We start from the raw sequence: 13,217 nt of genomic DNA, 5'->3' as shown, positions 1-13,217 counted from the left end.
GATTTATAATAAAAATCATCAAATATTTGTAAAAATATTCAAGCAAAAAGCATGTTAGGAAGATGAATGATTAATGGAAGTTATAAATCTATAACTTAAATAATCGTAAATCTTCCAACATGCTTTAATCTCTAGAATAAGACGCTTTCGTCAAGAGCCTTATCTGAGTGTAGGGTTCTGATATCTATACTAATATTTTTATCGTGAAGTTTCTTAAAATACTCTCTGTCTTTATCTCCAACATAGATATTTTCATTTATCTTATCCTTATTAGGAAGCTCTCTCATGTTACCAAGATTTACTGTACCTATATTAAGACCAGCATCAACAAGCTTATAAGCATCTTCTGGACTTTCAACAAGGATAAGAGCCTTAGAGTCTTCGCGTGTTTCTTCGATTTCTTTTATAGTTCTATCGATTGTCCAAAACACAGTCTCAGCGAAAAGAGGTGTTGCTATGTTCATTAGCTTTTGTGCCTGTCTATCCTCAGAAGTTTCATCATTACAAACAACTATAAGATCACAATCTTCAGATTTAACCCATTCTCTGCCGACTTGGCCGTGGAGCAATCTGTCGTCAATTCTAGTAAATACTATCTCTGCCATTATTTCTCCTTATAAATTCTGTTTTTAATTGTTTCTCTATTTTATAGACTATATTATAATTTGAAAATATCTTTTGTCAAATATTATAGGGCTTATTTGAGACTATAGCAAGGATTTTCGAAGCATTATATTTAGGGAGGAGCCCCTAGAGCAGTAAGCTATTAGGGGCATGAAATTTATATTAGAATTCTTATTATTTATAGTCGTCCTTTTTTCTTGTAGTAAATAGGCCTGCTATGGAAGCTACAAGACCTAGAACTACAGATGAGATAGATTCTAAACCTGTTTTAACATTATCTTCAGATTTTTGTGGAATATTGTAATCCTTCTTATTAGCTTCATTTACTTGGTTGATTTTCTCTATGGATATACCCTTATTTATCTGTTCTATTTCTTCTTTGTTAGAAGAATCTGTAATTTTATCATTTTCCTTCTTAGAATTATCAAGCTTATCTTTTTCCTTATCAGGATTTGTTGGTTCAGCTTCTTCTTTTATCTTTGGATCTTTTAGATTATCCAAGGCATTCTTTTTAATTTCGTCAAGTATTGATTCTAAGGAATCATAGTCTATTTCCTTCGGATCTTTTTCCTTATCAGTTTCTTTACCGATTTGATGATCCTTATCATCAGGAAGAGCTGGAGTGTTTTCATCCTCAGGCTTTATCTCTGGACTTTCTCCACTTGCTTTCAACAATTCATCTACAAGACTATTTAGTCCTTCCAGAGTGTTGGCCCTTTTTACCTTATCTATAAACAATGGGGAAGTGATGTTGTTTTTGGCAAGTTTTTCTATAGCATCTTTCTTAGCTTCTTCTAGTTTTTTCTCATATTCTTTCTTGTAAGCATCATTTAGTCTAGAAAGTCTTTCATAAATCTCAGCTTCGCTTTTCTCGTTGATTAAATCATTTGCTTCTAGATAGTCCATATGATCTAATAGTCTTCTAATATATGGATCTTCTCCCTTATAAGCTTCTAGATCTTTCTTAAGTTTTTGATAGTCGGTAGTTTTATTGTATCCTTGAGCTTTTTTATATAAGTTAAATCTTAACTCAGCAGCAGAGACGAAAATATCATTTTCACCTTTAGAGCCACCATGAGAATTATTGACTGTTAGGATAAATTTCTTCATATTTATAGGCTTATCGAAGTCAACTTTTTGCCAAGCTGGTGAGTTTGGCCAGTCTTTGATTTCAAAAGTATGAACTTCTCCTTTATCATCGATAATCTCAAGTTTGGCATTTCTTATCCTACCATTAGAGCCAGATTGTCTAGGAAGTTGGTCTAGACTTATTACTTCTGTAGGATTTTTAAAGTTAACCTCTAGTTTTTCTCCCATTATAGATCTATTCCAAGGGGAGTGGTATATAGAAGATACATTGTTATCAAAAGCAGAAAGAATTGAACTTGCCCCATCCTGGCTTGGAACATCGAATGAGTCAATGTCATCAGCATCAATAGATTTTTTGATATTTTCTAGGTCGTTTTGGGCTTTCTCATAATCCTTGATTAGCTTATTGGCTTCCTCGACTGTTAGTTCTTTACCATCTGCTAATTCTATTTCTTTTAGGGCGTCTTGGTAGTCGTTTACACTTTCTTTTGTATAGTCCTTGTAGTTTTTATTTTCTGATAGATTGGACTTAAAAGAATCTAGGATGAGATTAGCTGTTAATTCAGAAGGGGATATGGTTAGATTATCTAAGATAAAGTCTTGATATCCTCTGAAGTTTGCCGTATTTCCACCGGTTCCTTTGGTATCTGCACCCTTGTTTGTTGAGAGGATTCCTATCCATCTGTTCTTGCCACCTTCTACCAAAAATTTTGCTCTTTTGGCCTTTGAGCTGTTTTCCCAAGTATTGCCTAGGCTATATATCTTGTAGTCGCTAGCTGCTTGGTATTCTCCTTCTCCAATGACAAAGGCGTATGTTCCGTCACTACCTGCTTCGTAGTCGAATTCTACTAGGTAGGTTTTGCCTTCCTCAAAATTATAGTTTTGAGGAATTGTTTGATAGAGAAGTCTATTTCTTCCAACTAGACCGTTTGTTTTAAGTGACCATTTTCCATCTATTACATCGGATATTACTTTTCCATTCCAATCCCTTTGGGTGTAAGGATCGTTCTTTTCTGAAAGGTGAGTTCTATTATCTTCTACTCCTTCAACATCTCCTATTACAAATGGGAAGATACCTTGGGCTGAGTTTTCGAAGTCTTGTTTAAAAACTTTAGAATCATCAGTATCATGACCTTCATCAAACATATTGGAATTGTTTTCTACTAGTCTTAGTCCATCGAAGTAGCTTGCACCTTCACCTTCTTCTCTTGAGATTGTTACTGTTACATTAGATACATCATCTCCAGTTGTAAAGAAGACATACATGTTTTGGAAGTAACTTGTATCATCAACTGTGGCATTATTTGTGAGTGTATTGTGTTCATAGGCCTTGATATAGTTTTGAGCAAGGGATCTGTTGGTAGAGTTTGATACAACTTTTGATCCTGTATCGACACTAATTTGAGCCTTAGCATCAGATCTATTGTCAACACCTACATAAAGAGCATAGCTTGTATTTGGCTTAAGGTTGGTAAGTTTCTGGCTTAAGTTTACTTTTTCCTTATTGTTTTCTATTCTAAGCATTGGGTTATCTGCCTGGCTTCTTGAAATGTCGACAGAGTCATCACTATTTCCTTCTATCTGCCAAGAATCTAGATTACCGCTATTAAAGCCGGTGTCTTTGATATGCATTCCGCTAGACCAATTCATATCCTTAACTTGCTCACCAGATTGGTCCATCTTATTTTTGTAAAGAACATAAGGGGTATCTGTTTCTAAATCTAGGGTGATCTTTCCATCTACTATAGATATTTCCTTTTCTTCAACTCTTCCCAGATCTGTTAGCTTGTATACATAAGCTTTTCCTGTCCAATCATCTGGCATATCAAATGTCTTTGCTCCACCAGCTGGATTATAGAAATACATCTTTTCTTCTTCAGCAGCAAGTTTATCGCCCTTGCTATCGTTATACCAAGGAATGAGATAAGATCCATCTTCATTAAAGATTTTCCTACCATCAAGGGTCATGGTTCTTTGTCTGTAGCCTTCGGAGTTAAAGTCGTTTGATACACGGTTTATTTCTAGCTCATGGTCATCGTTTTTAAGTCTTATAAACATTTCAGGAGTCCACTCGTAAGTAGAACCATCATTTGACATAAGTACTGGCTTGCCGTTTTTCCATTCGACAACCTCAAAGTGTTGGATGAACTTGCTTGGAAGGTTGGTTTTATACAAGGTTTGGATAAAGTTTCTGTAGTTACTTCTTCCTTGCCATCCTTCAAAGTCTTTCATATCATATCCGCCCAAGAGAGGATTTATAGCTGCTCCTCCATAGGATGGGTAGTTACCAACCCAAGAATCTTTTTGGTGGTTTCTGATAAATCTTGTTATATTTGAGTTGATACCCTTTAGAGAATAGCCACCATAGGTAAGATCTGCTGCCCAGTGTTGGAAAGTTGAGTCGTACTCACCAGCATAGCCCCATTCGAAGGCTGCTCTCCATCCATGCTCATTTAATTCCGTAGCTAGGGTGTGGGTAGCCCAGGCTTGGTTATCGCCTGATTGTCCGTTGCCCCATACATCAACATAAATAAAGTCAAGAGCATTTGTGCCTAAAGCTTTTTTAAGGTCGGTCCATCTATCATATCTATCATCTGCGAGATCGTAGCTTGCATCTATATTTATACCTTGGTCTATCCAGTTCCAACCATAAGCATAGGAACCGTCTTTATTTTTCCTTAGTCTTTCTGGATTGAAGTATTTACTTTCAGGATATGTTTCGGATGCATTGACGTGGATTCCTATCCTTGCTCCAAAGTCTTTTCCTTCTTCTAAGAGATACTTCATATCGCTTGCTCCACCGATTCTTTTACCTATATCGGCGTAGTTTAAGTGACCTGAATCGTGACCTTCTGATCCATATCCTTTTAGAAGGATCATTTGTCCGAGACCGTCAGAGTGAAGGTAGACCTTCTTTAGATTATCTAGGGTCATTAGGAAAGGATTTTGTGCTTGGGATCCAAAGTTCATCGCAATTCTTTGAGCAACTAGATCTTTGGTATATTCAGAACCCATAGGATTGTTCATGATTTTTCTATAGGCTATGGCTCCATCTTGCCAATCTATCTTTTTGTCATCATTCAAATCATCTGTAAGGATAACCTTGGAGTGAGGTAGTTCTTTCCAGGTTCTCTCATTATAAATCCAATACTGGCCAGTTTCTTTGCCATTTTCATCACGCATGTTATGGGCTCTTTGATAATAATAAGGACTTGAGGCAAGACCTAGGTAGTTAGTCCTTCCGAAGGTATCTTTGTTTGTCTTAATCCTTGTAAAGGCTTTGCCTCCATTGAGACTTTCGTCGTATTGAGAGTTTGACCAAAGACCTGCTGCAAGATATCTATCAGATACAAAGCCATACATATAGCCTTCATTTTTGTCATTATAATTTTCTAGAGGATTAGTAACATCGATGTGGACATCGCCAGATACCCTCACGTTTGTATTCATTTTGGCTCCGTCAAACTTGGCCTCTTCATGATCTGATGATACAGATACAAGGTTGTTTGAACCGAAATCTATTTTTTCAAGTAGGAGCCTTTTGTCTTTTATTTTCTCTCCACCCTTGATGTCATTGTTATTTTTGATTCTTTCAACCTTAAAGTCTAAGATGTTATCTTCAACGGAAATTACAGCATCAATTTCCGCATCGATTTTATTTTCTTCATCCTTGACCTTCATCTTGTAGCGAGCGGCTGATTCAGATATCATTTCGAATTCTACGTCTGGTTTGACTTTTATGTCATTGATACGGAGAGAGTCTATGAAGTCTTCATTTCCTGGTAGAGTTCTTCCCTTGTAGGTGTATTCCTTAATTCTTGGGAATTTTGAGTCGATTTTGACATCCATATCAGCTGATTTGATATTGGTGTAGGAAGCCTTACTATCGTCAAAATCTTCTCCTTGATCGACTTTACTTTCTTCCTTAGGAATGTTATTTTGATCTTGAGTTTTTACTAAGATAGAAGTTTTTTCATCACCCCATTGACCGAGCTTTAGCTCAAGTCCTGAGTTTTCTTTTAACTTATCCCACACATCTCCTGGAAGAACATATGTATCAAAAGCCTTGTCGTCATTTACAGTAGCATTTAGTTGGCCGTCTTTAGTTATACTAATATTAAGATTTTGTTCTTCATTGATTTTAGGAATAGCCTTCCTAGGGCCTTGATACCGGCTGCCATTTCCATCAATCTTGTATTCCCAGAACCAACCTGCCTGGTCATAGCCTACAAAAATAGCTGAATTGTTATCCTTAGCCCTGTTTAAGAATACTCCAAACCTACTTTCTTTAGGATTTGATATATCCTTAAAGTTGATATTGAAGTTTGTTCCTTCTTTTGAAGATTTCAACCCCTCTTTGGAGTAGTTGGCTGTATTTAAGCCGTTATCATTATTTTTGTTAGATTCTAATTTATTGTATCTAACCCCTTCATCTATGACTTCTTCTACTTCTTCGCCGTTTTTTGAAGTTTTATCCCATTCGATAACTTCTTCTTTCTGGCTGTTTCCAACAGAGCTTTCTTCTATCTCTTGAGAATTATCAGGAGATAGCTCTAGAGAATCGTTTTCTAATTTTTTAGGATCTTTTAATTTTTCTTCCTCTAGATCATTTAGCTCATCTTTTTCTTCGATATCTTCATCAATATCTACTTTTGTATCTTCTTCCTTCTGATCATCTCTTGTGTCTTCTTTATTTTCTAACTCTTCTACTTCTTCTTTTTGAGAATCATCATCTATTAAAGCTTCTTTAGTATCTTTATCATTAGAATCATTTTGATTGTTTGGGGTTTCTTCATCAAAAGGTTCATTTTTTTCAATACTTTCTTGATATTCTGATGGAGGAGTTTCCTCCTTGCTATCGATGTTTGGACTATTAGCATAGGCTAGTCCATAGTTCATTGTAGAAAAAATACTCATTCCGATAACTGCTGCTATTAATTTTGTCGGAATCTTTTTATTTCTTTTTTCTTCTACTTTACTATTTTCCTTTACCATCTGATCCTCCTTAATTTAATCTGATATGGTAACTACCACTTATCTATATGTTAACATTTTCCTAGATGAATTGCAATATATTTTTAAGTTATTTTTGGAAAAATAAGTGAGATTTGAGAAGTTTTTGCTAAAAAATAATAAAAAAGAGATTTATAAAAAAATAAATAATAAAAGTTATAGGTATTATATGTAGTAACCATTAGAAAAGCACTACTCTGTTTGGCAAAGTAGTGCTTAATTTTATTTCCATATATCTTCTGGATAAAGATTTTCTTCAAACATTTTCTTAAATGATTTCTTGGCAGGGGAGAGGTCTTCTTTGTAGGTTATGCCTATCCATTTTTCATCTGTTGGAAGTATTGTTATATCTGCCTTTTCTTCTTCAATTAGCTCTCCTATCATATCAGGGAGTACGTATTCTGCACTGTCTAGTTTATCTTTATTTTCTTCTAAATATTTTATGAAATGTTCTTCGCAAAGTTCTATGAAAGCTGGGTAGGAAGCCCACAAGTTCATTGATACTAGGGATTCTAGATTGAGTAGGTCAGAGTCTAGTCCTTCTTTGCTTGAAAGAGTTCCGTCTTCTTCTAGTTTTATTTCGTGTGTTTCTATTATGTCTGTTAATTTGTTATTACTATCTCCTACAGAGACTCCTCTTGTTACAGTTCCGTTGTCTGATAGGGTGTTTTTTAGCTTGTAGCCTGCCATGGCGATTTGAAGCTTACCATCTTCCTTCTCGTCATGATTTACCAAAAAGTAGTGAAGATCTTTGAAAACTTCCTTTCCATAGTAATCGTCAGCATTTATTATTAGGAAAGGTTCATTTACTAAATCCTTGGTAGCAAGGACTGCATCGACTGTGCCCCAAGGTTTTTTCCTATCCTTAGGACTTTCAAATCCATTAGGTAGGGTCATATCTTGGTAAGCGTATTCTACATCGATTATTTTTTCTATTCTATTTCCGATTATTTCTTTGAAATCTTTTTCTATTTCTTCTCTTATTATAAAGACAACCTTGTTAAAGCCTGCCTTCATTGCATCGTAGATTGAATAGTCTATGATTGTATAGCCATTATCATCCATTTTTGCTAGTTGCTTTATTCCTGCTCCGTATCTTGAGCCTATTCCTGCTGCAAGAACTACGAGTGTTGTATTCATTTTCCATCTCCTTGTTCATATCCGTTTGGGTTTTGTGATTGCCATCTCCATGAGTCTTCGCACATTTCTTCTATTCCGTTTTCTGCGACCCAGCCTAGGACTTCTCTGGCCTTTTTTGCATCTGCAAAGCATTTGGCTATGTCGCCTTCACGTCTAGGTGCTATTTCGTAAGGGACATCTTTCCCGCTAGCCTTCTCGAAGGCCTTTACCACATCGAGGACTGAGTATCCCCTTCCAGTAGCAAGATTTATTATCTCGACCCCGTTAAGCTCATCAATCTTATCTACCGCTAGGACGTGGCCTTTGGCAAGGTCTACCACGTGGATATAGTCTCTTACTCCAGTTCCGTCATGGGTATCGTAGTCATCACCGAAAATTGATAAGTGATCTAGCTTTCCTATAGCCACTTGTGAAATATAAGGAAGGAGGTTGTTTGGGATTCCCTTTGGGTCTTCGCCAATTTTTCCAGACTTGTGGGCTCCGATTGGGTTAAAGTATCTTAAAAGAACTACCTTCCATTCAGGATCTGCTGTGTGAAGGTCTGTCATAATTTGCTCCATCATAGACTTAGACCAGCCGTAAGGGTTGGTACATTCACCCTTTGGGAAGTCTTCTGTGATAGGCACACTTTCAGGATCTCCGTATACAGTTGCTGATGAAGAAAATATTATGTTTTTGCAGTTTACATCTCTCATAACTTCAAGGAGTGTTAGGGTTCCGGTGATGTTGTTGTGATAGTATTCTAGTGGTTTTTTGACTGATTCTCCCACAGCTTTAAGGGCTGCGCAGTGGATTACTACGTTTATTTTATCTTTTACAAAAACTTCCTTTAGGCTTTTCTTATCTAGAATATCAGCTTCGTAGAAATTGGGACTTTTGCCTGTAATTTCTGCGACTCTTTTTACTGCAAGTTTAGAAGAGTTGGATAAGTTATCGTATAGGCTTACCTTGTAGCCCTTATCTAAAAGTTCTACAGCAATGTGAGAGCCAATATATCCAGCCCCTCCCGTTATTAGTACGTTTTTCATGAAATCTCCTCTCATAGAAGAATGTTTTCTTGGGAGTCCTTGTCGAAAAAGTGCATTTTTTCTTCGTCTAGGTATAGTTTAATTTTTTGATTTTTGCTCAAATTATCATCCATGCTTAAAACAGCGTTAATATTCTCGCCAGCTACGTCTAGATAGGCGTATTGTTGGGCACCAAGTAGCTCGATAAATGTAACTAGGCCAACTATAGAAGATTCGGTCTTTCTGAAATCGCTGTATATATGCTCAGGTCTTATTCCTAAAACTAAGTCCTTGTTCAAGTATCCTCTTGATTTTATTTGATCTCCCTTATTCTTTAAAATATGGAATTTGATTTTATCATTTACCATATAGTAATTATTATCTTCTACTATTACTTTACCATTAATTAGATTCATTTGTGGAGATCCTATGAAAGTTGCCACAAACAAGTTTTCAGGTTTGGAGTAAACATTGACTGGACTGTCAACTTGCTTGATTATCCCATCTTCCATAATTACAATTCTATCGGCCATAGTCATAGCCTCTGTCTGATCGTGAGTTACGTAGATGAAGGTCGTGTCTAATTGTTCGTGAAGTTTTGAGATTTCTGCTCTTGTTTGGACTCTCAATTTGGCATCCAAGTTACTTAAGGGCTCATCCATTAGGAAAACTTGTGGGTCTCTTACTATGGCACGACCTAGGGCAACTCTTTGTCTTTGACCACCAGATAAGGCCTGAGGCTTTCTATCTAGGTAGTTTTCAAGACCTAGGACTTCTGCTGCAGCCTTTACCTTCTTATCGATTTCAACTTTTGGAACTTTTGCAATCCTTAAGGCATAGCTCATATTTTCTTTGACTGTCATTTGAGGGTAGAGGGCATAGTTTTGAAATACCATGGCTATATCTCTATCCTTTGGTTCAACATTGTTTACTAGTTTATCTCCGATATAAAGCTCGCCTTTGGATATTTCTTCAAGTCCTGCTACCATTCTTAAAGTTGTGGACTTACCGCAGCCTGATGGGCCTACGAAGACCACAAACTCCTCATCTTTTATCTCTAAGTTAAAATCTTTTACTGCGGTAAATTTGTTATCATATATTTTATAAATATGGTCGAATTTTAATCCTGCCATACAAGCCTCCTAAGCGTGTCTTCTGTTGTATAGGTATAAAACTAAAAGCAAAATGGCAAGGGATAGGAATTGAATAAGAAGTGGTCCATATCCTGCTTTTCTATGTCCTAGAAATTGTAAAACAACACCTACTACAAACAATATTAAAAGTATTAGATTGTCTATTTTTCTCTTTTTATAATAATCCATAATTATTCCTCAAACCAAATCAAGTCGCCGGCTTCGATTTCTACTTCATGACTATTTCCTTTGCCGTCATAAACTATAGATTTGACATCATCGGTTGAGTTGTTTATGACACAATATTTGTTAAGGTCAGGATAGGCCGCTACTTCTAGTCTTAAGTCTTTGGCGAAATATTTTTTTAAGTCATCTTCTTTGTGGGCTACATAGTGGATAGCTCTTTTTAGAAGTCTAGTATTTTCTAGGCTGTAGGCAAGTCCCATAGCATAGAAGCTCCTGCCTTTTCCGTAATCATTTGCAGCCATTTGAACTTCATTGTTAGCATATTTTAGTATTTGAGTTTTTTCTGATATGGCATAGACATTAGGTCTTTCTTCGCCATAGACATAGTCTTTTAGGTCCTTGGTTATGAAGTGATCTTCTATTTCGTTGGTGAAGTATCTATCATATCCTTGAGAAAATCCTTTTTCTACATCAACTCCCATAACATCTGCGAGTTGGAAGAACCTTCCCTGGTGTTGGTAGGCTGTTGGATCTCCAATTCCTATAAAGCCTCCGCCTTCGTAGACGAACTTTCTAAGATTTGTAAGAACTTCAGGATCTAGGAAGCTATCTCCACCAGAAAATGCTGTGTAGGAATCTCCTGCATTGATAATTACATCTATATCCTCATCAATTCCAGCCTTAACATCATCGAAGTTTATGAAAGTAACATCCATATCCATTCCAGAAAGAGCTTCAATCATACCGCTGTAGGAGTAGCCTAGCTTGAACCATTTGCCGTGGGCTACTACATAGGCTCCCCAAGTTCTAATTTTTCCCCAAGAGTTAAGGATTGCGACCTTACATGATTTGTATGCTGTAGCCTTGGTAGAAATATCGTGGATTTCTCTAAATTCATCAGCTACTTTTGTAATGTAGTCTATAAATTTTGGGAACTTGTAGGCGAGGGATAGGTAGCCACCGTATCCAATCCTATCTATGGGAGATCTTAGTAAGGCTCTCCTTGCCTTAACCCAATTGTCCTTAGCCTCTATTGATGGGTCGTTTCCTTCGTAGAATTCATCAGGGAAGAAATAAGGGAGGAATCTTCCTTCTGTCATTGGGACATCTATATCAGAAATTATTCTAAGAGTTGCTCCATCTCCTACAGATCCTACTACTCCGTCAAGTCCTATGTTTTTGAAATACTTACCGTAAGGTTCTGTTCCAATCCAATGGTCACCCAAAAACATAATCGCTTTTTTATTGTATTTGTGGACTAGATCGACTAGTCTTTTGGCCTTAGCAGATACGTATTTTTGTTGGAAGTCGATGTAGTCTAAGTATCTCTTGCTAGGGATTCTGTAATTGCTGTTGTAGAAGCCTTGGTCTATGAAGTCTTCGCTTGTAAGCCTATAACCGTATTCTTTTTCAAACTCTAGTATAGCTTCTGGCGAAACACTATTTGAGTAGCCAAACCAGTCTACATATTTTTCCTTGGCATCTTCATTAAATATAAGAGAGAATTGATAGAAGAAGGTAGTAAATCTTACTACATCTGTCTTAGGGTTCTCTTTTAGCCATTTTTCTAGATTTTCTTCAACAAACTTGCTCGATTTCTCATATCTTACATCGAAAGGAATATGGTGGGCTACCTCATCGCCCCAATCGTTGGTGATGTGGTTATACATCTGCACTGGATCCCAAATACCATAGGCTAAAAAGTTTACTGTATAGACATGGTAAGGAGTGGTCTTTACAGTTACGATATTTTTCTCTTTATTAATCTCCCAATCATCGCGACTTACGACTTCGCCTAGGGTTCTGTCGTAGACTTCCCACCAGTCTTTAGGCTCATAATCGTAGTCTGCTATGATTTGTTCTGGATAGTAGCCTTTTAAGAAAGAAATTTCAGTTGTATCTTCGGTAGCTGTAATAAAATCGCTTATCAAGAAATATCTTGATCTTTCGAAAGGAACAGTCTCTGCAAAGTCATTGTGGCCTCTGCTTGGAAAGAAGTTTGTGTATATATCAACTCCTTCTATGTCTTTGATATCTTCTGGAAGATAAGTTCCATCAGAATCTCTTATGGCATCTGCTCCTAGTTTTTCTAGCATTTCAATAGTTTCATCATAAAAGTTAGCTTCGCTTGGAAGGGTCAATCTTCCTCTTTTTTTATCAATCATCCTTTATCTCCTCCTACCATCATTCCTTCGGTGAGTTGTTTTTGTACTAGTATATAAATAATAAGTGTTGGTATCATAACGATTACAAGTCCTGCATAGAGTCTTCCGTAATTTGCCGCTCCTCTTGCAGCCTGTTGTAGATTGATTAGGCCTACTGGAAGGGTTCTTTTTTCTGGATCTGTCATTAGGGTTAAAGCTAAGATATATTCATTCCAGAAACTTAGGAAGTTGAATAAGATAACTGTAATTACTGCAGGTTTTGCCATAGGAATCATTATATCAATCATTGTCCTAAAGTATCCTGCTCCATCGATGTAGGCTGCTTCTTCATAGGATTTACTGATTGCAGAAAAGAAGTTAGTCAACAAGTAAACTGTAAAAGGAACAGCGGTCGAAGCGTAGATTAAGGCTAGGACGAATCTATTGTTTAACAAGCTTGTTGGAAGTAATTTGGAAGCATTTCTTACCATAAGGAATATAGGGATAACTATATAAGATAGGTTTATGAAAAGTCCTGCTTTTACATAAGAGTTTACAAACTTTTTTCCCTTAAAGTTCATTCTAGCTAGGATATAGGAAAAAGGAAGAGATATTATCAAAAGGATAACTAGGGCTGTGGCTGTAACTACTAAGGAATTTATAAAATAATCGCCCATGTTCGCAGCAGACCAAGCATCCTTGAAGTTATCAAGATAGAATCCAAGAGGGAGAGCCCAAGGGTTGCCATAAAACTCTGGATTAGTCTTAATAGATGCCATAAAAACCCAAGCTACTGGGATAATTATAGACAAGGCGAATATAGCAAGACATAGGTATATAAAAATATTAAAAATATTTACTTTTTTCTTCATTATCTTCTC

At 36.5% G+C, this 13,217-nt stretch carries 8 protein-coding genes; all 8 read right to left on the bottom strand.

Annotated features, from left to right (window positions below; genetic code table 11):
* Positions 1 to 131: 131 nt before the first annotated feature.
* Positions 132 to 605 (bottom strand): PTS sugar transporter subunit IIB, encoded by a 474-nt coding sequence (locus RCH56_RS02235; protein ID WP_306483371.1) that lies wholly within the window; start codon positions 603 to 605, stop codon positions 132 to 134.
* Positions 606 to 798: 193 nt separating this feature from the next.
* On the bottom strand, positions 799 to 6,708 hold the full coding sequence (locus tag RCH56_RS02230; RefSeq protein ID WP_306483370.1) for an endo-alpha-N-acetylgalactosaminidase family protein: 5,910 nt from the start codon (positions 6,706 to 6,708) through the stop codon (positions 799 to 801).
* A 240-nt stretch (positions 6,709 to 6,948) separates the two neighbouring features.
* The gene (locus RCH56_RS02225) at positions 6,949 to 7,866 is read right to left on the bottom strand and encodes a sugar phosphate nucleotidyltransferase (protein ID WP_306483369.1); all 918 of its coding nucleotides are present in this window, start codon (positions 7,864 to 7,866) and stop codon (positions 6,949 to 6,951) included.
* Positions 7,863 to 8,894 carry a UDP-glucose 4-epimerase GalE gene (galE, locus tag RCH56_RS02220; RefSeq protein ID WP_306483368.1) on the bottom strand — a complete coding sequence of 344 codons (1,032 nt, stop codon included), beginning with the start codon at positions 8,892 to 8,894 and terminating at the stop codon, positions 7,863 to 7,865. Before galE ends, RCH56_RS02225 begins: the two co-directional genes overlap by 4 nt.
* 11 nt (positions 8,895 to 8,905) lie before the next feature.
* Positions 8,906 to 10,006 (bottom strand): ABC transporter ATP-binding protein, encoded by a 1,101-nt coding sequence (locus tag RCH56_RS02215; protein WP_306483367.1) that lies wholly within the window; start codon positions 10,004 to 10,006, stop codon positions 8,906 to 8,908.
* A gap of 9 nt (positions 10,007 to 10,015) precedes the next feature.
* On the bottom strand, positions 10,016 to 10,195 hold the full coding sequence (locus tag RCH56_RS02210; protein ID WP_015778586.1) for a hypothetical protein: 180 nt from the start codon (positions 10,193 to 10,195) through the stop codon (positions 10,016 to 10,018).
* Between the two features lie 2 nt (positions 10,196 to 10,197).
* A complete protein-coding gene (gene gnpA, locus RCH56_RS02205) occupies positions 10,198 to 12,357 on the bottom strand; it encodes a 1,3-beta-galactosyl-N-acetylhexosamine phosphorylase (RefSeq protein WP_306483366.1) in 2,160 nt (719 codons plus the stop codon).
* Positions 12,354 to 13,208, bottom strand: a complete 855-nt coding sequence (locus RCH56_RS02200) for a carbohydrate ABC transporter permease (protein ID WP_306483365.1) — start codon at positions 13,206 to 13,208, stop codon at positions 12,354 to 12,356. The genes gnpA and RCH56_RS02200 overlap by 4 nt, the downstream gene beginning before the upstream one ends.
* Positions 13,209 to 13,217 lie beyond the last annotated feature (9 nt).

This window comes from Anaerococcus sp. (assembly GCF_030825785.1).
GTDB lineage: Bacteria > Bacillota > Clostridia > Tissierellales > Peptoniphilaceae > Anaerococcus.
The sequence above is the reverse complement of the archived record's forward strand: the minus strand, read 5'-3'. Positions and strand labels throughout refer to the sequence as shown.